This window comes from Paenibacillus sp. J22R232, assembly GCF_056269165.1.
In genome coordinates this window covers 51,968-73,510 of record NZ_JBWDNK010000007.1, presented here as the reverse complement: position 1 = coordinate 73,510, position 21,543 = coordinate 51,968, and the positions used below count along the sequence as shown (strand labels likewise).

Below are 21,543 nucleotides of genomic sequence, written 5' to 3'. Positions count from 1 at the left end.
TAATTCCGGCTCGGGATTACCCTTGCGCTTTGAGCGATTTTTTACAGTATTGGACGCCAAATAGCCGTCCTCAGTCAGTCATGACAACTGAGGACGGCTATTCCGGAACGTTTTGTCGATCTACGCCTTATTTGATACTTTGGCGCATGATTCCCGTACGATTAGCTCCGTCTTTAAACCGATGCATACTTCCGAAATATTTTTGTTCGTGATCAATTCGGTAAGTACTTTTACAATGATCGAGCTAATATCGTATCTAAATCTTCGAACGGTCGTGAGCGGCGGAACCATGAACTCCGATAGCTTCAAATCATCAAAACCGACTAAAGAGACATCCCTCGGAATACGGATGTTCAGCTCGGCCAGCCCCTTCATAGCCCCAAAAGCAATGATGTCGTTCAACGTGAAAACAGCCGTTATAGACGGCTCCTCGCTCATCAATTGCTTCACTGCCTCATATCCATGAGCAGGATCGAACGCACCAAATACGACATGGCTTTCCATCCACGGCAGCTTCAAATCGCGAAATGCATCTTTGCAGCCGTCGAGACGGTTTACGTTCACGAGATGGTTTTTGGGCCCCGCTATAATCCCGATTTTCTGATGACCCAATCCATGCAAATACCGAATGACCTCATAAGCGCCTTTACGGTTATCATAGTCAATATAGTTGTGACCGATCTTGTAGGTTCTTCCATTCGTAAGCAAATACGGAATTTCGAGTCTCTCGAGCTCTTCAAACAGCTTGTCGTTGACAATGGGATCAAATATGATGGCTGCGTCCGATTTCCCCTCGCCTAATAGCTTATATGCGGGAGAGGACTGCAAGTCTGTGCTGTGTTTCACAATATCAATCTGATGGCCGTATGCTTCGAATTCTTCCTTTAAGTGATTCAAGTCGGCAGAGGTTGACGGGTCATTATCGAAAAAATCGTTATGGCCTGGAATAATTACGGCTATCGTATAGGCGGTGCCTGCCAGCTGGGAGGGAGAGACGCCCGGTTTTAAATGTTCATTGGCAATATCCAATACTTTTCTGCGGGTCTCCTCGCTGAAATTGCCTTGATTGTTTATGATCCTGGACACTGTACTAATCGAAACGTTTGCCTTTTTTGCAATTTCTTTAAGTTTGATACGCGTCCCTCCAATCCTTAAGAAACTTTTTTGCACAATAAGGAAATTATAGCGTTTCTTATCGTATCCAGTCAATCATGCGCAATAACTCATGGTGCTTAAGCGACTCTTTTCTTTTTTATCACCCGTTAGTCGGCTTTATCATTCAATCCCTTTATTGTATATGACCCGTAATTACATTAAAGTTAGTGCTATAAATGTTTTCTCACGTTAAACGCAATTGCCGCCAGCTTCAGTAATTCAATGACCGCTGGCACACAAGCAGTATTCACACAACAAGGAGGACATTTATGGACATCCCCAGAGGCACATACGGCTTTCGGTTCGCTGAAGACAAGGAGCTGCAGCTGTGCGTATTGTTTGCGGCCGGATATGATTCTATCACCGATTCCACTTACCGCTGGGACGGTCTGGAGCGGAATGATGGCCCTCTTCTGTTGTTCCAATATACCCTCTCCGGCGAAGGCGTCTTTGAGTCGGAGGGCCAGACTCACCGGGTCGCTGCCGGACAAGCTTTTCTCGCCGAAATCCCCGGACCACACCGTTATTACTACCATCCAGCTTCAAAAGAACCTTGGCAATTCCTGTTCCTGCTGTTCCGGCCTAACCTGATTTTGGCCCATTGGCGCAAATTTCTGCGTGAGGCCGGGGAGGTCCCCTACTTGCCCGCAGACTGTGCGCCAGTCCGGCTGTTGCGGATGATTGTCGTTGACGCGGAAGCAGGAAGAATCTCGGATCCGCTGCTAGCATCGTCATGCGTCTATCAGTTCGTCACAGAGCTAGCCAGAATACAGGTAACCACACTGCGGAACAAGGACAACTGGTCAGAAAATATAAGGCGCGCAGCCGAGTTTATCGAACATAACTATTCACGGATGATCAGCATCGAGCAGCTTTCCGAGCATGTCTCCCTGTCCAAATATCACCTGATTCGCCGTTTTTCGGCTAGCACGGGACTAACACCCGGCGCATATTTGACCCGTGTGCGCACCGAGAAGGCCATGGAGCTGCTTCGGGGAACCGGCCTGAGCATCGAAGCCATAGCCGTGCGGATTGGCTACTCCAGCGGGAGTTATTTCATTAAGGCGTTCCGCGGCCTGACCGGGCTTACGCCGGGGGAGTTCAGGAGCGGAGGCGAAAGCCTAACCTACCGCAGGCTATTTTTCGACTAACCGCAATATATTGCTATTCTCCTCGCAAGGTTACTATAGATATCGCTAATCTCCTTGATTATGATGAAATGACAAAGAGCAATAATTAATCTATGAAGGAGCCTTATCATGAATCATTCCCTTACAGCACCAACTCCGCCCCTTGGCTGGAACAGCTGGGATTGCTACGGCGCGGCCGTAACTGAAGACGAAATCCGCGGCAATGCGGAATATATGGCGGCCAATCTCAAAGACTTCGGCTGGAGCTACATTACCGTCGATATTCAATGGTACGAGCCCCATGCAAATTCTTCCCAGTACCGTGCATTCGTCCCGCTGGTGATGGATGATTATTCCCGGCTGATGCCTGCCGAGAACCGGTTCCCTTCCGCAGCAGGCGGCAAGGGCTTCAAGCCATTAGCCGATTATGTCCATAGCCTTGGACTGCAGTTCGGTATTCATATTATGCGCGGCATTCCTCGGCAGGCCGCTCACGCCGCAACCCCTATCTTAGGCACATCCGCGACGGCACGCGATATTGCGCATACGAACTCCATCTGTCCTTGGAATACGGATATGTATGGCGTAGATGCTTCGAAGGAAGGAGCTCAGGCCTATTACGACTCACTCTTTGCAATGTACGCAGAGTGGGGTGTCGATCTGGTAAAGGTAGACGACATCGCCGCATCCAGACTGTACGATACCCATCAGCCGGAAATAGCGTTGATCTCTAAGGCAATCGAGCGCTGCGGCCGGCCCATGGTGCTGAGTCTTTCTCCTGGTCCCGCTCCGGCGGAATTCGCGGATTTCTTCACCGAGCATGCCAACATGTGGCGGATTACGGACGACTTCTGGGACCTATGGCCGCTGCTGCTGGATATGTTCGACCGCTGCCGGAAATGGCAAGGCATCCCCAAAGCCGGCTGTTGGCCGGACTGCGACATGCTTCCCCTCGGGCATATCGGCATCCGCTCGGTGGATGGCGGCGGGGCGGACCGCTGGACTAGGTTCACGCGCGATGAGCAGCTTACGATGATGTCGCTCTGGAGCATTTTCCGCTCGCCTCTTATTTTCGGCGGTGAACTGCGTGACAACGATGACTGGACGCTTTCGCTGCTTACGAACCGCGAGGTTTTGCACATGCACCGGGAGAGCTATGGAGCCAAGGAAGCCCTCTGCCAGGGAGATCTCATCGTCTGGACAGCCGAACACGCCGATGGCGCCCGTTATGCTGCAGTATTCAACGTTGGGGAGAATCCGCTGCCCCTGAATTTGCCTATAGAGCAAATTGGCCTGTCCAGCCTTACCGAAGGCACAGAACTATGGAGCGGAGCGCCGGCTGAGGTCAAAGCAGGCTCGCTGCAGGACACTGTACCGCCGCATGGCGTACGCCTTTACCGATTTATCTAAGAGTACGACAATAAGAAGAGATCCAGTGCCCTATGCCAGATCTCTTCTTATTCCCTATAGACCACCCATTTGATGATCGAACTAATCATTATGGTTAAGATGAACCCGAATGACAATATCCTGATCGTGATTGCCGAAGCCCGATCCATACAGTGTCACCCCTCCTACATGAGCAGCATGCTCATGTACCTCGAAACGAAGCGTCCAGAACGGTTCCTGCAGCTTAATATCCTTGAGAGTCACCTCAGACATACGTTCTTCATCCATAAATGTACCCGTTGCGTCAATTCGAATCGTTTTCAGCAGCCCGTATTGATTGACATTCCGATGCCACCAATCAGGTGTAAGCCTCCCCCTCGCAGCCCGTCCAAAGTCAGAGGGACTCGTCCATGTGCCCAGTGGGATACCGTTGAACGTGAACGCAATATCAGACGGCCAATAGTCTCTTAAGCCAGGCGCTTCCGAAGCAATCTCCATTGATATTTCAATGGCGTCTGCGGATTGATCCGCAAGCAGGTGGTTAGGCATTTTGTATTCGACATATCCCCGCCCAAACCATAGAATGGCGGCATGAACCCGCTCAGGATCAAGAAAATATCGAGGATCATCCCATACCCCGATCTCTTTCTCGAGCGTACCAAGCCCACAAGTAGGATGCACCTCAAAAGCAGTGTAATGTCCGACCGAAATACTCTGCTCTCTAACCTTCGCAGCATGTCCGGCGAGCGGCAGCTCAATCTCAATGCTCTTCTGTTTGAGAAAGCACATTTTGTGCGTCCCCCCGTCCAACCGCACCCTTCGGCTTCCAATTAGCCCCGCTTGTTCGAGCTTTCGGATGTGCATGGTGACGATAGAGGGACTGAGTCCTAAGTGATTTGCGATATCCTTCACGTTCATTTCGTTATCAGCAAGGAGACTCATCATTTTCCATCTGACCTTACTTGCCAACGCTTCATACAACGGCATGAACTTTGCTTCCCCGTTCGCTTTGATTATCATCCTAATCTCCTGACAGCATGTGATTGAAATCATATATATATTAATTTAATAGAATTAACAGCAGCCTTCAACTCCAATCTATTGTAACAACATCAGCAATAGTGTTTAATTTCCTTAACTACTGATCACATTAAATGTATATAAACACGAATTTAGGAACGAGGAGGATCCATGAAATACAATAATCCGGTTATCAAAGGATTTTATCCAGACCCTAGCGTATGCAAAGTAGATGACACCTTTTATTTGGTTTGCAGCTCCTTTCAGTACTTCCCTGCCGTACCGATTTTCGAGAGCAAAGACCTGATTAACTGGACGCAAATCGGTCACTGCCTAACCAGAGAGAGTCAGGTCCAGCTCAGCGAGGTGGGCAGCTCCGGCGGCGTTTTTGCTCCTACGATACGTTACAATAACGGGAGATTCTATATGACCACGACCAACGACACCACCCGTCAAAACTTTTATGTATGGACCGACGATATTTACGAAGAATGGTCTGATCCGGTCTATGTGGACCAAGGAGGCATCGATCCCGATTTGTACTTTGAAGATGGAAGAGCCTTCTTTATGAGCAACGGGATAGGCGGCATCGTTCAGTGTGAAATTGACATCGTAACGGGCAGCAAACTGACGCCGAGCCGGTCCATTTGGGGCGGAACAGGCGGACGCTATTTGGAAAGCCCGCATTTGTATAAAATTAACGGCCTTTATTACCTGATGGCAGCCGAAGGCGGAACGGAATATGGCCATATGGTCATCTATGCGCGGGGAGAAACGACCTCCGGACCGTTTGAAGCTTATCCGAATAATCCCGTGCTGACTAACCGCAATCTAGGCGGCTATGAGCTGCAGGGGGTTGGCCATGGCGATTTGGTTCAGGATAACGAAGGAAATTGGTGGATGCTTCATCTAGGCTTTCGCCAAAGCGGCCAATGGCTCACCTACCATCATCTCGGACGCGAAGTTTTCTTAACTCCGGTTACCTTTGGCGGGGATGGCTGGTTTACGGCAGGGCACAACGGCACTACTCTTACGGGCTTTGAGCTTGATCGGAGCTCTAATTTCATCAGCCAACAGGAGAAAAAGATTTTCACCTTCGAGAACATGAATTGGGATTTGGATTGGTGCTATCTCCGTCATCCGATTGCAGGCCATTACCTGCTGGAATCCGATAAAGCAACGCTGAAAGGGACAGCTGTGACGCTGGATGCTCCAGCATCCCCTACTTTTATCGGCATACGTCAAAGAGACTTCAACGCAGCAATATCATGCGATATCAGCCTTACGCACGGAGAAGCCGGCATTACCCTTTATATGGATGAGAATCATCATTATGATTTGGCTATACGTAAAGCTGGCTCCGGATACAAAGTTATTGAGCGCCTGAATATCGGAGATATTAAATCCATTGAACATGAAATAGACCTGGGGACCGATAACCATGCTACTCTGATTATACAGGCAAGCCATGAACGCTATAGCTTCCTCATTCAATCCGAAGGAAAGAATACTCTCTTAGGCACGGCGCAAACCAGATACCTTTCCTCTGAGGTTGCAGGAGGATTCACAGGCGTCCTCATCGGATTATACGCTTATGGGGAAGAAAGCAAGGCCGAGTTTTCAAGCTTCAAGTGCGAGTATTTGTAAAAATTGTATGTAGTAAACCTCTTGGTTCGCGGTTATCCGGTTAAGCAACAGTTTGTTTTTAACTGCATACCACGAAGCAGTTGATAAGAAATGCTGGTAAATATAACAATCGTTCTACTTAAGGCAGCCCCTGAATGCGGGCTGCCTTTGCTGTTGAACAGCGGTTCTCTTGTCTCACAAATCACACCCTCCGGCTAAATTCCAAAGGGCCGTCTGAGCCACCCGTTCAACAGCAGCCATTCAACTAGATTTTAACTAGTTTTTACAAAAACATAATAATTTAATTATTTCCACACGGTAATTATTAATTTAGTAGACTATTACTTATTTTTATGCAAGCGATTACATTTAAAAAGTAAATTACAAGAAAGTTTTTCATTATAAAATAAAAATAATGATAAATAATTTGTAATCCGCAACCGATATTAATAAAACACATACTTTATACAGAGGAGAATAGTAATGCCCTTGAAGAATTCCCGTTTTATGCGCAATTTGCTTATACTTGGCTCGATTCGCCAGACCGCAGGCAGAATTGTCTTATCCACGCTGCTTATTATTATCGTTTGTGTCTCCGTCCTCTCTTACACGTTCTATGTCCCAACCGCCAGAGAAGTTCAACTCCAAGCCGAAGAACAAATGGAGCTCTACTCGAGCTTGCTGGCCAAAGAAATTGATGCCAATTTAGTAGAGAAGCAAGCTATTATGCAGGTTATCGCCGAGCAAGGCTCTAAAGTAGAAGCAAGCCGGGAGCAGCAGCTTGATTTTCTCGTCCAAGCCCACAAGCAGCATCCCGAATTTGAATCGATTTTTTTCTCGCTTGATTTAGTCGGCGCCAATGCCGTTAACGTTAAAAATACGGACGTCAATGTAGCTGATCGGCCATATATTCAGCTTGCCAAAGAAGGCAAACCATTCATTTCCAGTCCTGTTATTTCCAAAACAATGGGTACCATGGTCGTGATTGTTGGCGCTCCATTAATGAAAGACGGCAAAGCCTATGGATTTTACGGGGCTTCCTATTCCATTAGCGACGCGGTACAGGGTGTTAGCACAGCCCAATTCGGGGAGACTGGACAAGCATATATGACGTTGCCTGACGGCACGTTCCTCTCATACCCCGATGAATCGTATATATTAAGCAAAAAATTGTCCGATCTGGGCATCGCCCAGCTTGATCAAGCACTCACTAATGCAACCCAAGGCAATACCAGCGCCATTCATTATATGGAAAACGACGCTCAAAAAATCGGGTTTATGAGCGTGACCGGCCTCAACTGGGTAATTACGATGTTTGCAGAAGAAAATGAAATTTTAAAACCCGTGCATACCTTGCTAAATTTAATCGTTCTAGTTGGCACAGGCATTATTGTTCTTGCCCTCATCACAACCATTCTGATTGCCCTACGAATTGTACACCCCATTCGCCAATTGACACATGGCATTGATGTTTTGGCGCAAGGAGATTTAACCTACCGCATTCCGGTCAAAGGCAAAAGCGATATTAGCAAGGCGCTTCAATCCTTTAACGCCGCTGGCGACCAAATGCAGCTGTTAATGAAGGAAGTTAACGGCATGTCCGAGCAACTGACAGATTCCGCGAAGCAGCTTGCTGAGGGAGCGGATCAAGGCGCACGCGTTGCGCAAAGCATTTCCGAAGCGATTCTCATCGTAGCTGAAAGCTCCGAGCGTCAAACGTCCAGCTTGCAGGACGGAAGCCAAGCAGCCGACAGCATCGCTGTCCGAATTGATGGCATTGCTTCATATAGTACGAACGCGGCTGGCATTGCATCTGACGCATCCAATCTTTCTGATGATGGAGCAGCCTCCATGGATCAGCTTAATGGAAAAATGATCGAAATGGAGCAAAGCATCAGTGAGCTTTCCCAGACGATTCATGCACTCAGCGGATTGTCCGGCAAAATCGGGGATGTCGTGAGCATTATTAGCCAAATCGCCCGCCAAACGAATATTTTATCGTTGAATGCAGCGATTGAGGCTTCTCGTTCCGGAGAAGCAGGGCGCGGGTTTACCGTCGTAGCAGATGAAATTCGCAAACTTGCTGGCCAATCGATGGATTCCGCGGAGCAAATTGCCGGATTCATCGGAAGTATCCGCATTGAAATTGATCGAACGCTGCAAGCCTCTGAACAGACCGTCTCCCAAGCGGCTGAAGGAAGACATACCGGCGAAGAAGCCCGTGAGCTATTTGCCCGCATTCGTTCTTCTATCCAAGAGGTAGCAGCGAGCATTCAAGGCGTATCGCAAGCATCGGGCGAGATGGTGTCTGGCACAAATACGCTAGTCGAATCCATTCGCCTCATCTCCGACTCGGCCAGTGAAACTTCGGCAGAATCACAAAATGTTTCCGCTGCAGCAGAGGAGCAAATGGCTTCGATGGAAGAAGTAGCTTCCTCCTCCGCAGAGCTTGCTAATATGGCCGAGAAGCTGCGTATACAAATTAACAAATTCAAGCTATAGCATAGAGAATTAAGAAAAGTCCTGGTACATAGTCAAAACAGGGAACTGGTCTCAAAGCGAAAAACAGAATAAAACACCTCCGAATTGTACGACTATTGCGAAATAGCCGTACAGCTTGGAGGTGTTTTTACTTGGGAACAAGAGTGCGTTACCCCAACTTTCATATCTCCGCTCTCTCGGTGCACAAGACTGCAACTATCACCTAATTCGCCACTTCCAGTCGGACTTCCGCCTCTCGACATGCCAATTGCAGACTCTCATCCGGCCATTGATCGGATACGATACGATCTATACCGGACAAAGGTGCGAAAGAAATGAGAATCTTAGCTCCGAATTTGGAATGATCAAGCAAAATATTCGTTTCCGAGGCTTGGCGAAGAGCTGTCCGTTTGATCTCAGCCTCATAAATATTGGAGTTGCTAAAACCATGCTCGATATTGAGGCCGGTCGCCCCAATAAAAGCGCGATCGAATGCCATGCTCATCAAGCTCTGCGCAGCGATCGGACCGACAAGCGAGTTCGTTGCTTCAAGCAGCATGCCACCGGTCACAAGTACCGGTATTTGCTTGCCGGACAATTCCGCGGCTACATGTAGCGCATTCGTAACGACGGTAATATTCATGCCGGTCGGCAAAAATTTGGCCAGCTGCAGCGTCGTCGTTCCCCCATCGATGAAGATCGATTCTCCAGTGTTGATTAGGCTCGCGGCATATCGGCCGATCTTAGCCTTTTCTTCCATCAGAATTCCGGCTCTCTCCTGCAGCTCGATATCTTTGCCGACGAAAATCGCGCCTCCGAAGGTTCTCTTAATCGCCCCGGCTTCTTCCAACTTTTCGAGATCACGGCGTATGGTCATTTCCGTTACTTGATACGTTTCTTTCAAAGCTGCGATACGGAGCTCGCCTTCACGTGAGAAATACTCCAGCATTTGCTGCTGTCTGGCGTTTAACCCTTGATATAAGTTTGGCTTCATAAGTACTGGCCTCCGATGACCTTAATTCCCGATATGTCTCTATTATCCACGCTCATGTAGCGACATTCAACTCCAGCCGGTCAAAATGGACTCTTCGGGCTGAAGCAAGGGCAGTCCCTCGCAGCTCCGTTTAACTGTGTGTCCTGTTACCGCCATATGCAGCTCCTAACCGCTCCCTGCCTTCACTCGAACGATTCGTCTTCTATGACGATGGGCATTCTGACAATCAGCGGATCTGTGAATATATCCAGTTCATCCCGGCTTGTGCTCGAAAATTCCGATACGACTGCGCCTTCAGGACCACCCTGGAACCAATGATTCGTGTTCGGCGGGATGCTATATTGCTCGCCAGGCAGAAGGATAATTTCATGAAATACGGTATAGGACGCCTCGCTTCCGGACGGCACAACCGCTTGAATGTCGGCAGTAGCTTCACCTTCAACGTACAGCAGCACGCTGCCCCAGCGGCAGCGAAAAGTCTCCATCTTGCCTGGCATGCCGTTTACGGTCGGATGCCGATGCTCGGGGCATGTCTGTCCAGGAAACAAGACAAGATCCTTGGCACAGTAGCGATCCGTATTAATATAAGTAATCAGCTCAAGGCCTTGCACATTTAGGTTGCCCAGCCCAAAGCCGGCGACCTCAATGTTTTCCTTTTCCTCGTCGCTCAACACAATTCCTGCCTCCGCAATCATCCCTGACGCGCGCGCCTGCGCCTGCCTCACTTCGCTTCTTGTAAGCGACATGTCATTCCCTCCCGTTTCCTCTGTTTCTTCGTTCGTTATGCATCACGTTCCCATATGCCGGACCCTGGACGTTGGGACCAGTCTGGCAGTGACAGAACGGTATTACGTTGTTGCCAGCTCGCAGCGATTCGTCCCTGCACATCCCCCCAGCTCGGAATACCGCTAACCGCATCGGACTGCTCTACATTGCAAGCGCCAGTACCAACCGCACCCAGTGCCATTTCCTCCATCGTCAGCCCCTTGGCAAGCCCGGCAAGAAATCCGGCAATCGTGCAGTCTCCTGCTCCTGTTGTACCCACGGACTCCACTACGTAACACGGTGCAAGCAATTCCCGTTCCCTCCAGTTCTCCAACCGCTCGGCATCCGGAGCACATTGCCCCATTCCTCGGAGACGTTCAACGCTGGCCGTCGTCCGCAAATAAAGCCCATGCTCGCCGAGCTTTAGCCCGACGATTGCCGCCCCCATGCCCAATAGTTGGCCGGATAATGAGTTAAGCAGCGCTCCGTCGGCCCAGGCAAGCAGCTCCGTCGTTCCATAAAGCTCGCATAGCTCTCGATACTGCTCAGGCCGCAGCATATACAGGATTTCTTCAAAACTTGGAAGAAACACATCCACGAACGGCAATACGCGCACAAGAATTTTCAACCAATCCGCTTGCCCGGCAGGCGAGTCAGGCTCCGGCCGCGCCATATCCAGCGAAACGGTCAATCCTGCCTCCTTGACTTTAGATAGCAAGCGCTCGAGCTCGACTCCCTCCTGCTGGTACATCTTGCGCATGAGCGGAGGATAGCCAAAATGGAATAGCCTTGCTCCCGGCAGGGAGACGTTTGGCACATCCTCTGCCGTAAAGGTATCATTGGCTCCGGTACAATGAAGGAATATCCGGTCAACTCCCGGCGGGCTGATTACAAGCGAATAGGAGCTGTGCTCCCCCCCGGCGACAATCATTCCATCGGCAAGCGATTCTCCGTAGTTCTTGAGAATATTTAATATGGCATCACCGAACAGATCATTGCCGATCTTGCCCATCAGCTTGACAGGCAGGCCAAGCCGATGCAAGGCCAACCCCGTATTGGAAACCGTCCCGCCCGTAGACAAATGGACCTGACCGATGTCAATCAGCTTGCCTGGAGCGAGTATTTCTCCTATGCCTTGCCCATGACTCATGCCATTCATGGATGGAATAACATCCAGACAAATATGTCCCGCTACGATAATCTCCGGATTGGCAACATCGCAGCCACTCACGCCAAGTCCCCCCAGTCTATAACCGCTGTTCCGCCCGACTTCTCGGATTCCAGTGCCGCAGTGAACAGAACATGGCTGCCAGCAGCTTCTTCCGGCAATGCGCATGTAAACGGCTGACTCATGCCATCAAGGCCGTTCACTATCTCATCGCAGAACGCCGCCCACATTTGCAGGATGGAATCTGAAAAACCGAATTCGAAGATGCTGCCGGTAATCGTACCGTAAGCGGACTTGTAAGGCGCATCGACGACATGCCAAGCCTGCTGCCCGCCAGGTTCATACGGAAGGAAGGACACCTGTTTTGGGTTTTTTGTCGTATACTCCGCTGACATTCTCGTACCTTGGATACGAATAAACCATGTGTTGGCATGTCCCGGCGCAATCCGCTTCGTGGATAGAACCATTGGAAATTGCTGATCGTCCGTCTTGACGTCGCAAGCGAGGATCGCGTTGTCCCACGTCTCGCAAGGGGCGGTTCCGCCTTTTCCGTCCGGTCGTTCCTTAACGATTTTGGATAGCAGAGCCCGAACGCTCGCGGGCTTCCAGCCAAACCGGAGCGGTAGATGAAGCACATGCAGGCCAAGATCGCCCATGCAGCCATATTCGCCATTAGTTGCAATTCGTCTTTTCCAATTGATCGCTTTGGTGGGGTCCAGGTCGCTGGAATGCCAAAAGCCCGCTTCGACTTCTATGATTTTCCCGAATTTCCCTTCGTTCACCCACTGTACAATTTGCTGCGCTCCAGGAAAAAACGGAAATTCGGAAGAACTGCGCACGACCACTCCAGGGTTTTCATTAATTGCGGCCATAATCGCGGCATTTGCTTTACGATCTATTCCGAACGGCTTTTCCCCCAGCAAATGCTTGCCTGCGCGAATAATGTCGATATAAATTTGCTCATGCAGATTATGCGGCACCGCACAATAAATCGCTTCTACGGATGGATCCGCAAGCAGCTCCTTATAATCCGTGTACGCATTCCTTACGCTCGGTGCATGGTCTTGAAACCACTGGGTCGCCGTAGGATTGGCATCGCAGACGGCGACGATATGCGGTTCGAAGCCTACATCTGTCAGATGGCACCAACGCGCCGCCGCGCTTGCAAACTCCTTGCCCATTAGGCCGCAGCCAATAACGCCAAACGAGATGGTTTTTCTAGCCATTAGTTCTGCTCTCCCTTCAGAATAGCCAGCGCTTGCTCGGCTGTCGCTCCGTCATGCACAACGCTCATTAGAGCGGATGTCATGCCCGCAGGGTTGGAATGCTGAACGACGTTACGGCCGTATACGATTCCGGCGGCCCCTTGCTTCATCAGTTCGACCGTACGGCCGACGATTTCCTCGTCGCTCGCGCGTCCGCCTCCCCGAACCAGTACCGGGATACCGGAGGCTACTTCAATCACGCGATGATATTCCGTCACGTCGTCGCAAGGATCCGCCTTGATGACATCCGCACCGAGCTCTACGCCTTGACGGACAAGCGGCATAATCTTTCGAAGGTCTCCGTCCACCATATAGCCGCCTTTCTCTTCATTCGGCAGCATGACAAGCGGCTCTACCATCAGAGGCATTCCGTATTTCTCGCATTCCGTCTTTAGCAGCGTAATATTGCTTATGCACTGATGGTGCAGCTCAGGCTGGCCCGGGAGCAGAAGCAGATTGACGCACACTGCGACGGCATCAAGACGTACAGCCTGCTCAATCGCCCGATCAATCAGCTCGCTGAACAGGAAGCGCGGAAGCACGTTTCCATAAATGTTGGCAGCATCCGTCCTGAGCACGAGTCCCGGTTTCTGCTTGCCCGGAATTTTCTGCAAGTGCCTCGCCTGCCCCGCACTCAGCTGGATACAATCCGGCCCCGCTTGAACGACTGTTTCAACTGCTTTTTTCATATTCTCGATACCGGAAAGAAAAGAAAACTCATTAAAGAATCCGTGGTCTATGGCAACATCAAAACATTTCCCTTGCGCGCTGAACATTCGGTTTAATCTAACTTTTGTAGGCATTCGTTAACATCTCCTCTTATGCTTCCTTTTTACAATATGTTTGTTTTAAACATAATGTTATAGCAAACAAACATTTCCGTCTACTTAAAATTTGCAGACCACCATGAAGACTTCCAGCACGAAATCGATTGCTTTGTCGCATATTACCCCTAGAACCGCACGCCGCTTAGTTCAGTTCAGGATGACATAGCAACCATTGGGATTCTTTGCGTATCTATGAATCGACCAAATTTGGTAAGGAAATGTGTTTAACTAACACATAGAGCTCGTGCTCACACATCAATTGCTTAGAGCCCGTCAGGCACTTGTCCTGACGGGCTTTTCGAGTTTTGTAAATATATTCATTTACTAAGAATTGAGATTACTCACCTCACATTACTTGCTGTTTATAAAAGGCAAGCATCGGCATATAAGTGCCCGTGTCCAACGGCAAATGACTGGAAGGATTCATTTCATATGCGCCATGAACGAAAGTATCCCCTTCGGGAGCTCTAGACAAGCGCAGCGTAATCTCATTGCGAGCCGTTATTTCCCACTGCGTACACGCCATTTCTCCGTTTGCGTCTTCAACTGTAAACACTTTATCCGCCGGGGCAATGGCAATAAGATAACCAGACACATCGGCAAACCTCAAGCAAATACTAGCAATCTTACCTTCATGCAGCCAAACAGCGGAGGATAGATTTGGGGCGGCTGCGGGTACACATGCATTCGTATAGATATGAGCTAGTGCAACCTTTGCCAATCTCTCGCCAATGATTATATTTCCGGCAGGACTGTTATGTATGTTATCTGACAATGGACAGTCCAAGGCAGGGACGGTGTACACATCAGGGATGGTAAGAGCAGCTTGTCTCTGGGCTTCCCTCACTCTTCCCCATGATTGATTACCCTCTATGGTAGCTGCATCCGTGCAACGATTAAGCTGAACCGTCAATATAGGCAAATCCATAACGTTCAGATCTCGACGAATATGTTGAACCATCTTCTCGAATCGTGCCGGATAGCTGGAGGATTCCTCAGGATTGCAATCCGAACAGCCTTGATACCACAAAATACCGCGAACTTTGCCCCCTGCGGAAGCAATGATTTTCATCATATGGCGGTATAAGAAACCATCCTCATCCGGATTCCAAGCCTTTAAAGGCGATCCGCCAAATGCGGTCTGCAGGAATCCGATAGGGCGACTCGTTTTATCCTGAATCATTTTGCCAAAGGCTAAAAACGGGGAATGGCCCGGATTAGCAAATTCTCTATTCTCATAGTGAATGGAAGCTGTAGATTCGTTAAAAGGATGGGATGCCAACCCCCATATCCCGTTATGTCGCTGCAAATGAATGCCAAGCTGCGGCGCATCTTGAATTGGGCCTTTGCCATAACCGGCAGCATTGCTTTGCCCAGCTATAACCCAGATATCCCCCACTCCGATATGGTGGATCATATCTCCTCGGGCAGCCCATTCCAAAGCCGGATGGTTATCGATTTGCAGGCAGGTTTCAAGTCGATATAATCCGCCTGCCGGAATTTCATCCAAAATGATCTCCCAAGCCTGCCCCTCTTGCATCCTGCAGGGCCGCCAAGGGACAACTATTCTACCATCCGCTTCATTAACGATTCGAGCCATTACCTGAGCGTGGTTGATTACCCGATCGGCCATGCCCGCCCAAACGCCTGATAAAGCTACGCTTCCAAAGCCATTTTCCTGCTGAATAATTGCCCAATGCTGTGGGCCTTGCTGAATGATCACGCCTATTTGCGCCATTTAAATACCCAGCCCCTTCTAATAAAGCTCTCGATCATACGCATACGATTGGTTACTCCAGCAACCTAGCTTCAAGCAGAGCTGATAACTGTTGATGAAAGGCAATATCCGGATGATTGATTCCATTCGACAAGCGTGTATGAATATCAACGCCTGCTTGCTCCATCTGCTCCCAGATCGCATATACGTCAAGCAAAGGTATAGCATGACCAGCAGCAAAGCTGCGAAGCGCCTGGTTATATTTTAATAAGGTACCCTCTTCGTATAGTCGGATAAAATCAGGAACCATAGATTGATACAGGTTTGGAACGTTTGGATTATCGGTTTGGAGCATCATAATCGTGGATAAGATTAGTATTTCCGCTTCTGTCTCTATCCGTATCCGATTAACAAGGTCACCAATAGCCGTTATATACGTTTCTATTCCTGCTTCGCCCCCATGACAATCGTTAAGACCAAAGCAAATCGTTACTAAATCCGGCTTGTATAGGAGGACATCACGCTCCCAGCGTGATCTGGATTGCTCCGCCGTATCCCCGCCTACTCCTGAATTAATGACATTAAAATTAGCTTCAGGATAATGTTTCTCTACTCGACGGCGCAAAAGCTCATGATAGACTTGCTCATGCTCAATCTCATTCGGGCCAAGGCATCCTTGCGTCACACTGTCCCCTATGGCAACGTATATCACCGTTCTTGCTCTTGGATTATCGGACTTCTCCTGCAACCGTTGATGAAGACGTGGGAATTCATCTTTGCTCATAATGGCCTACTCCCTTAGTGATCTAATCGTAAATCAAGATCAGTCTACCTTAATGGGGGAGGGAAGTATTTACAGAATATTAGCTATTCCGATGATGATTTCTGCTTTCGCCAGTTCGTTGGGCTTAGGCCTGTTTTTCGTTTGAATTCTCCGCTAAAATGATGGATATTGGGATATCCTGTTTCCTCAGCCACCTTTTGGATTGGCATTTCCGTAGTGGATAAGTACGTTTTGGCTGCCTCCATGCGCAGTTCCAATAAGTAATCAATCGGAGTAAATCCCGTTTCCTCTTTGAATCTTTTAATTAAGTAGGTAGCTTGAAAATTACTAATACGCGTTAAATCATGTAATGTGATTTTGCTTTTATAGGTGGATTCCATGTAGCCTGCTAACGCTTTAATTACTTCTTTGCTTAAAGAATAACCTGATGAGAGAGCAGTGCTGCTGTTACTCGACTTCATGTCTTTTCCGTACAACTCGAGCGTACCCCTAACCAGGAGTGAGATTTTTTGCACGTTTAGCAGCAGTAATTGTTCGCCATAGGGCTGATTGTGAAGCTTCATGTCCAGCATTTGACTGACTTCGCTCAAACATAGCTGCATGAGAGGGGACGAAGTGAAATAGGGATCTAATCCGGATTGCAACCTGTTCCATAATAGAATATTTTGCAATTTCGAGAGATAAGGATCCTCCTCTATGCCTGTTAATTCGATATACCAAAAAACAGCATTTTTGGAGTGAATAATTAAATCATGAGGGGTATTGGGCGTCAAAATAAATAATGATGACGTTGAGACCTCGTATTGTTCCCCTAACCAATGCAATTGGAAAGAGCCCGAAGCAAGAAAAAGCAATTCATAGGTCGGATGTATGCCGCCCGTTTTGTATTCAGGTGTAATAGTAATCGTAGAATCATGATAGACCTTACCATAATTTCTTATCCTCATTTCATCCCGCCTCCCTTTTCCGTACGCGTCTGTATGCCTAACATTAGTTAAAGCCGAATCGCTTGTAAACCCTTTTCAAGTGAATATATTCGAAAGAGTGAAATATTATATAAATCAAAAAAGTATATAGTTGTTGAGTATGTACAATTTAACTGCTGCTTACGTGAATTCAAGTAAGATTTAACAAATACTTCGAAGGATATATCTCTTACAATGAAGGTGGAATGATATCCACACTTCAGCTACAGAATGGAGCTTTGATATGAAAGCATTGCAAATTGCAGGAAAAGAGCAATATTCAATTATCGAGACTGCAATCCCTGATGTTAAAGACTTTGAAATACTGGTGGAAATTCAAATCGTTTCGACTTGTCCGCGCTGGGATTTGAATATGCTTGGCGGAATTAATATGTTCGATTATTCGCTTGCGCCCGAGTATCCTTTGCCATACGGTTTTCCCGGACATGAAATGGCGGGTGTAGTTAAAGCGGTCGGAAGCGGTATCCGTAAATTTAAAGTAGGTGATCGTGTTGCGGCGCTTGAACATATTGGCGATGCCCCAGGTGCTTATGCGCAATATGTTTGCTTTAGAGAAGAGGATTTACTGAAGCTGCCCGATTCGATTACTTATAAGCAAGCTGTTTCATTCGAGCTGCTTAAATGCGTCATGATCGGAATGCTGCAGCTTGGGGATTTGAAAGGGAAAACCATACTGATCTCAGGGCTTGGACCTGCAGGGATTCTGGCCGTACAAATGGCTAAATTATGGGGAGCCGCCCGTGTTGTCGGGATAGACTTGAACCAAGAACGCGTTCAGTTTATCAATGATCTTGGTCTTGCTGAAGCCAAGCTAGTTAGCGATTTGACCGATGAAAAGTTCGACTTTGGCTACGACTGCGTGGGAGCAGCACCTTCCGTGCAAAATCTATTCAACTTCGTAGAGGAGCATATCGTTATTTTTGGCGTATTAAGAGGGGAATTGAAATATGCCGACCAATTATGGTTTAAAGGCTTTAAGCTGGAGTCTTACAAATATCGGGGACTCGTTCAAAGAGATCATGATCTGTTGATCGATCTGGTGGCGAATAAAGGCTTAAATATGGAGTGCCTCCAAACCCATCATGGATCGTTTACTAAATATGATGAAGCGGTGCAACTGCTAAGAGAGCAAAAAGCGATTAAGGTTTATTTCCACCCCCAAGAGGACTTCGAAGAAGCTTCCGTTAACGGTGATTCCCTATGCTAGGAAAAGGGGTCGTTTTTACTGAGAAACTGAAGGTAGCCTATCAAGATGTTAGCATTCCCGCTCTATTGGATGATGAGGTTATGATAGACGTCAAGCATTCTTGGATTAGCAACGGAACGGAGTCCTCGTTTCTCCGTGGGGAGAGAACCGATGGGGAAACACCGTTCCGCGACGGTGATCCGCTTCCTTTTCCGCAAGTAGCAGGGTATCAAAAGGTTGGCACAATCACTTCTCTGGGAAAAGACGTGCAAGGCTTTGCAATTGGCGATCGGGTCTTTGCTACGATCAGCAAGGTGGATGGCATGTTTTATTCTACTGGAGGACATGTCAGTCCTGCTGTCACCCACGAAAGCCAGGTTTGGAAGCTACCGGCTGAAGCGGATCCCATTGCTTATTCAGGGCTTGTATTGACTCAGGTTGGTTATAGCTGCGGCATGTGTCCACCCGTTAAAAAGGGCGATTATGCAGTCGTTATTGGAGATGGCATGGTTGGGCAATGGGCTGCCCAGACGCTAATGCACCGCGGGGCTCATGTCATTGTACTTGGCAGACATAATGACCGCTTGGACCTGCTTCCTGAAGGCATTCGCAAAGTAAACACGAAAGTATCCTCTATGAAGGAAGCCCTTCAGGATGTCAGGGATACCTTTTCGATTATAGTGGATACGGTGGGATCATTAGCAACGGTAACGGAATTAATTTCTTTCGCGCAGTACAGCTGCCACTTGGTTTCGGCTGGATTTCTCGGCGAGGATGGCCGGATCGATATCCAAATGCTGCGTACCAAAAAGGTCACCTTGCATTGTCCGTCCGGCTGGAGCCAAGAAGATATGGATGAGACCTTGCGGGGAATCACAGAAGGATGGCTTCAAACCACATCGCTTGTTACACATCGCTTTCCTGTCGAACAGGCGAAGGAAGCATGGGATTTACTATTGGATTCGAAACAGGCGAAGCTTGGCGTTGTTTTAGATTGGATTTGATCAGAATCGACTGCCGCAATGGCCATGTTAATCGATTTGGCTGATACCGTAAGCCATTTTATTTATAGCTATACGAACAATAAACCCGCCAAGTTGAATTGGCGGGTTTGTTAACTACACAATCACTTGCCGAACACTTCCACGTTCAATAATCTGTGTAGGAAGCTTAACGCTTTCAATTTTGCTACCCTCTGAAGCCATCTTCTGCAGGAGTAAACCGAAAGCTTTTTTGCCTAATTGTTCTGGAGATTTCATTACGGTCGTTAGCGACACCCTACCCACTCTGGAAATCATCAGGTCCGTAAACCCGACTACGGATAAGTCTTCCGGTATTTTACGGCCTAATTCTTCGGCTATATTCATCACTTGTATGGCGACTACATCATTCGAGCAGAATAGAGCCGTCATATCTGGGTTCTGCTCGAAAAAACGAGCCAATCTGCTAGAATCCTTTTGTTCGTTATCCCAATCCGAGATGATGGCATTGCTCATAAAGGGGATCTCGGCATCAAGCTGAGCTTGAATAAATCCATAATAGCGGTCTTCCCTGCTCATAATGCCCGAAATCGGCTCAGAAATAAAACCCACATTACGGTGTCCTTTGTCGATTAAATACTTGGTCATCTCGTAAGCACCAAGGAAATGATCGTGGTAGATCGCCGTAATGTCTACTTCACGAAACACCCGGTCGATAATAACGACTGGAAAATCGTTCAGGTGGAGCCGCAGCACATCTTGCCCGCACATCCTCCGCTCGCCCGGAAATAGTACGATCCCCCGTACCCTTCCCCCGCTGCTAACCTCCCGTAGGATTGCGTCCTCTTGCTCAAGATCGTTACCCGTCACCCGTATGAGCACTTCCCAACCATGGAAAGCCCCCTCTTGTAGAAACGCAGTAACGGCCAATCCAATAAACTCATCCAGCATAGGAACAACAATGACGACCGCTTGCTGGGGCACCAGCGACATTCCTGACAGAGCTGCAGCCTTAAGCATCGTCTCCGTATCCTCTGCAAGGAAAGTTCCTCTCCGAGGCAAGCGATAGAGAACACCTTCCTTGGCGAGAAGCTCGAGAGCCTGTTTGCTTGTTCTTCGGCTTACGCCAAACAGATCGGCAAGCTCTCCCTCTGACGGAACCGGGTCATGGGGCTTCAGCTGTCGTTCGACAATTAAAGCCATGACCTTCTGACGCATTTGCTCATATAACGCGACCGGTCCTTTAGTCAGCTGTTCCTTTATGTTTTTGTTCATATCCGCTCATCCTTCATCAGCAATGTATCACTGATACTAACATAATGCATCTGGATCGACTAATCAACGCCATTGCAGCAATTTGTCCGCGTATCCGCTTTTCAAATACGCTTTTCACCTCACGTTATATACTCGCGGAACTTCTCCGTCAATTCGTATAAATCCTGATCCTTCTTAAAAATACTCGAGGTGCCTGCCACGAATATATCCGCACCCGCCAGACGCATCTTTTGCGCATTCTCACAGCTAACGTTGCCATCTACTTCAATCTGGATATGCGAATGTCCGTTTTGTTGAAGATATTGCTTCAATTTATGGATCTTTCCTAGAGTGGCAGGGACAAGCTTCTGGCCAGCGAACCCCGGATTAACCGTCATAATCAATACGATATCGATATCGTCGAGAATATCGTCTAGCGTATAAATCGGCGTGGAAGGATTTAGCGCGACCGAAACCTTGGCCCCCTTGTCTCTAACTTGCTGAAGCGTTCGTTGCAGATGAATCGTAGCTTCCTGATGGACCGATACGATATCACCGGGACGAATCGCGAAGATCGGAAGATAATCCTCTGGCCGGTTGATCATCAGGTGAATATCGAGCGGGATGTCCGTCATCTCTCTGACACTGTTCATAAAGTCCGGACCGAGAGTGAAATTAGGCACGAAGCTGCCATCCATAATGTCTACATGTAAATAGTCAACATGTGCCCGCTCCAAGGCTCTTATCGTTGTCTCCAAATTCCTGAAATCCGCGCACATGATAGACGGCGATATTTTGCCTCCCATACCTGCACCT

General features: G+C 48.4%; 18 protein-coding genes. 6 read left to right on the top strand and 12 right to left on the bottom strand.

Annotation, left to right across the window (positions count from 1 at the left end):
• Window positions 1–120: 120 nt before the first annotated feature.
• Window positions 121–1,170 carry a LacI family DNA-binding transcriptional regulator gene (locus tag AC0YN3_RS20645; protein WP_475776986.1) on the bottom strand — a complete coding sequence of 350 codons (1,050 nt, stop codon included), beginning with the start codon at window positions 1,168–1,170 and terminating at the stop codon, window positions 121–123.
• Between the two features lie 254 nt (window positions 1,171–1,424).
• Here AC0YN3_RS20645 and AC0YN3_RS20640 point away from each other — a divergent pair, with 254 nt between their 5' ends.
• Both AC0YN3_RS20640 and AC0YN3_RS20635 read left to right on the top strand, forming a co-directional pair.
• On the top strand, window positions 1,425–2,306 hold the full coding sequence (locus AC0YN3_RS20640) for an AraC family transcriptional regulator (RefSeq protein ID WP_475776849.1): 882 nt from the start codon (window positions 1,425–1,427) through the stop codon (window positions 2,304–2,306).
• A gap of 108 nt (window positions 2,307–2,414) precedes the next feature.
• Entirely contained in the window at window positions 2,415–3,695 is a 1,281-nt protein-coding gene (locus AC0YN3_RS20635; protein ID WP_475776848.1) for a glycoside hydrolase family 27 protein, read from the top strand.
• 81 nt (window positions 3,696–3,776) lie between these two features.
• On the opposite strand, the gene AC0YN3_RS20630 is transcribed toward AC0YN3_RS20635, so the two are convergent.
• A complete protein-coding gene (locus AC0YN3_RS20630) occupies window positions 3,777–4,694 on the bottom strand; it encodes an ArsR/SmtB family transcription factor (protein WP_475776847.1) in 918 nt (305 codons plus the stop codon).
• A 171-nt stretch (window positions 4,695–4,865) separates the two neighbouring features.
• Here AC0YN3_RS20630 and AC0YN3_RS20625 point away from each other — a divergent pair, with 171 nt between their 5' ends.
• Complete coding sequence (locus AC0YN3_RS20625) at window positions 4,866–6,341, top strand: glycoside hydrolase family 43 protein (protein ID WP_475776846.1); 1,476 nt, start codon at window positions 4,866–4,868, stop codon at window positions 6,339–6,341.
• A 462-nt stretch (window positions 6,342–6,803) separates the two neighbouring features.
• On the top strand, window positions 6,804–8,822 hold the full coding sequence (locus tag AC0YN3_RS20620; RefSeq protein ID WP_475776845.1) for a methyl-accepting chemotaxis protein: 2,019 nt from the start codon (window positions 6,804–6,806) through the stop codon (window positions 8,820–8,822).
• Window positions 8,823–9,024: 202 nt separating this feature from the next.
• Here the strand turns inward: AC0YN3_RS20620 and AC0YN3_RS20615 are convergent, their stop codons facing one another.
• The 8 genes from AC0YN3_RS20615 to AC0YN3_RS20580 all read right to left on the bottom strand — a co-directional run bounded on the left by AC0YN3_RS20615 (window position 9,025) and on the right by AC0YN3_RS20580 (window position 17,268).
• Window positions 9,025–9,795, bottom strand: coding sequence for a DeoR/GlpR family DNA-binding transcription regulator (locus AC0YN3_RS20615; RefSeq protein WP_475776844.1), 771 nt, complete (start codon window positions 9,793–9,795; stop codon window positions 9,025–9,027).
• A gap of 182 nt (window positions 9,796–9,977) precedes the next feature.
• The gene (locus AC0YN3_RS20610) at window positions 9,978–10,541 is read right to left on the bottom strand and encodes a D-lyxose/D-mannose family sugar isomerase (RefSeq protein ID WP_475776843.1); all 564 of its coding nucleotides are present in this window, start codon (window positions 10,539–10,541) and stop codon (window positions 9,978–9,980) included.
• A 35-nt stretch (window positions 10,542–10,576) separates the two neighbouring features.
• Window positions 10,577–11,791: a carbohydrate kinase family protein gene (locus tag AC0YN3_RS20605; protein WP_475776842.1), complete on the bottom strand. Its 1,215-nt coding sequence runs from the start codon at window positions 11,789–11,791 to the stop codon at window positions 10,577–10,579.
• Entirely contained in the window at window positions 11,788–12,954 is a 1,167-nt protein-coding gene (locus AC0YN3_RS20600) for a Gfo/Idh/MocA family protein (RefSeq protein ID WP_475776841.1), read from the bottom strand. Before AC0YN3_RS20600 ends, AC0YN3_RS20605 begins: the two co-directional genes overlap by 4 nt.
• A complete protein-coding gene (locus AC0YN3_RS20595; protein WP_475776840.1) occupies window positions 12,954–13,796 on the bottom strand; it encodes a class I fructose-bisphosphate aldolase in 843 nt (280 codons plus the stop codon). Before AC0YN3_RS20595 ends, AC0YN3_RS20600 begins: the two co-directional genes overlap by 1 nt.
• A gap of 370 nt (window positions 13,797–14,166) precedes the next feature.
• Window positions 14,167–15,558 carry a sialate O-acetylesterase gene (locus AC0YN3_RS20590; protein ID WP_475776839.1) on the bottom strand — a complete coding sequence of 464 codons (1,392 nt, stop codon included), beginning with the start codon at window positions 15,556–15,558 and terminating at the stop codon, window positions 14,167–14,169.
• Between the two features lie 52 nt (window positions 15,559–15,610).
• The gene (locus tag AC0YN3_RS20585; RefSeq protein WP_475776838.1) at window positions 15,611–16,321 is read right to left on the bottom strand and encodes an SGNH/GDSL hydrolase family protein; all 711 of its coding nucleotides are present in this window, start codon (window positions 16,319–16,321) and stop codon (window positions 15,611–15,613) included.
• 83 nt (window positions 16,322–16,404) lie between these two features.
• A complete protein-coding gene (locus AC0YN3_RS20580; protein WP_475776837.1) occupies window positions 16,405–17,268 on the bottom strand; it encodes an AraC family transcriptional regulator in 864 nt (287 codons plus the stop codon).
• A 262-nt stretch (window positions 17,269–17,530) separates the two neighbouring features.
• Between AC0YN3_RS20580 and AC0YN3_RS20575 the strand changes: the two genes are divergently transcribed.
• Window positions 17,531–18,514, top strand: coding sequence for a zinc-dependent alcohol dehydrogenase (locus AC0YN3_RS20575; RefSeq protein ID WP_475776836.1), 984 nt, complete (start codon window positions 17,531–17,533; stop codon window positions 18,512–18,514).
• Entirely contained in the window at window positions 18,508–19,497 is a 990-nt protein-coding gene (locus tag AC0YN3_RS20570; protein ID WP_475776835.1) for an alcohol dehydrogenase catalytic domain-containing protein, read from the top strand. Before AC0YN3_RS20575 ends, AC0YN3_RS20570 begins: the two co-directional genes overlap by 7 nt.
• A gap of 114 nt (window positions 19,498–19,611) precedes the next feature.
• On the opposite strand, the gene AC0YN3_RS20565 is transcribed toward AC0YN3_RS20570, so the two are convergent.
• Together AC0YN3_RS20565 and rpe are read right to left on the bottom strand one after the other, a co-directional pair.
• Window positions 19,612–20,748, bottom strand: a complete 1,137-nt coding sequence (locus AC0YN3_RS20565) for a LacI family DNA-binding transcriptional regulator (RefSeq protein WP_475776834.1) — start codon at window positions 20,746–20,748, stop codon at window positions 19,612–19,614.
• A gap of 119 nt (window positions 20,749–20,867) precedes the next feature.
• Complete coding sequence (rpe, locus tag AC0YN3_RS20560; protein WP_475776833.1) at window positions 20,868–21,533, bottom strand: ribulose-phosphate 3-epimerase; 666 nt, start codon at window positions 21,531–21,533, stop codon at window positions 20,868–20,870.
• Window positions 21,534–21,543: the final 10 nt, after the last annotated feature.

What these genes read in the sequence shown, in the direction of transcription:
- AC0YN3_RS20565 (WP_475776834.1), bottom strand. Translation starts at nt 20,748, where the DNA reads ATGAACAAAAACATAAAGGAACAGCTGACTAAAGGACCGGTCGCGTTA.
- AC0YN3_RS20580 (WP_475776837.1), bottom strand. Translation starts at nt 17,268, where the DNA reads ATGAGGATAAGAAATTATGGTAAGGTCTATCATGATTCTACGATTACT.
- AC0YN3_RS20640 (WP_475776849.1), top strand. Translation starts at nt 1,425, where the DNA reads ATGGACATCCCCAGAGGCACATACGGCTTTCGGTTCGCTGAAGACAAG.
- AC0YN3_RS20630 (WP_475776847.1), bottom strand. Translation starts at nt 4,694, where the DNA reads ATGATAATCAAAGCGAACGGGGAAGCAAAGTTCATGCCGTTGTATGAA.
- AC0YN3_RS20625 (WP_475776846.1), top strand. Translation starts at nt 4,866, where the DNA reads ATGAAATACAATAATCCGGTTATCAAAGGATTTTATCCAGACCCTAGC.
- AC0YN3_RS20610 (WP_475776843.1), bottom strand. Translation starts at nt 10,541, where the DNA reads ATGTCGCTTACAAGAAGCGAAGTGAGGCAGGCGCAGGCGCGCGCGTCA.
- AC0YN3_RS20590 (WP_475776839.1), bottom strand. Translation starts at nt 15,558, where the DNA reads ATGGCGCAAATAGGCGTGATCATTCAGCAAGGCCCACAGCATTGGGCA.
- AC0YN3_RS20585 (WP_475776838.1), bottom strand. Translation starts at nt 16,321, where the DNA reads ATGAGCAAAGATGAATTCCCACGTCTTCATCAACGGTTGCAGGAGAAG.
- AC0YN3_RS20600 (WP_475776841.1), bottom strand. Translation starts at nt 12,954, where the DNA reads ATGGCTAGAAAAACCATCTCGTTTGGCGTTATTGGCTGCGGCCTAATG.
- AC0YN3_RS20575 (WP_475776836.1), top strand. Translation starts at nt 17,531, where the DNA reads ATGAAAGCATTGCAAATTGCAGGAAAAGAGCAATATTCAATTATCGAG.
- AC0YN3_RS20635 (WP_475776848.1), top strand. Translation starts at nt 2,415, where the DNA reads ATGAATCATTCCCTTACAGCACCAACTCCGCCCCTTGGCTGGAACAGC.
- rpe (WP_475776833.1), bottom strand. Translation starts at nt 21,533, where the DNA reads ATGGGAGGCAAAATATCGCCGTCTATCATGTGCGCGGATTTCAGGAAT.
- AC0YN3_RS20570 (WP_475776835.1), top strand. Translation starts at nt 18,508, where the DNA reads ATGCTAGGAAAAGGGGTCGTTTTTACTGAGAAACTGAAGGTAGCCTAT.
- AC0YN3_RS20595 (WP_475776840.1), bottom strand. Translation starts at nt 13,796, where the DNA reads ATGCCTACAAAAGTTAGATTAAACCGAATGTTCAGCGCGCAAGGGAAA.
- AC0YN3_RS20615 (WP_475776844.1), bottom strand. Translation starts at nt 9,795, where the DNA reads ATGAAGCCAAACTTATATCAAGGGTTAAACGCCAGACAGCAGCAAATG.
- AC0YN3_RS20620 (WP_475776845.1), top strand. Translation starts at nt 6,804, where the DNA reads ATGCCCTTGAAGAATTCCCGTTTTATGCGCAATTTGCTTATACTTGGC.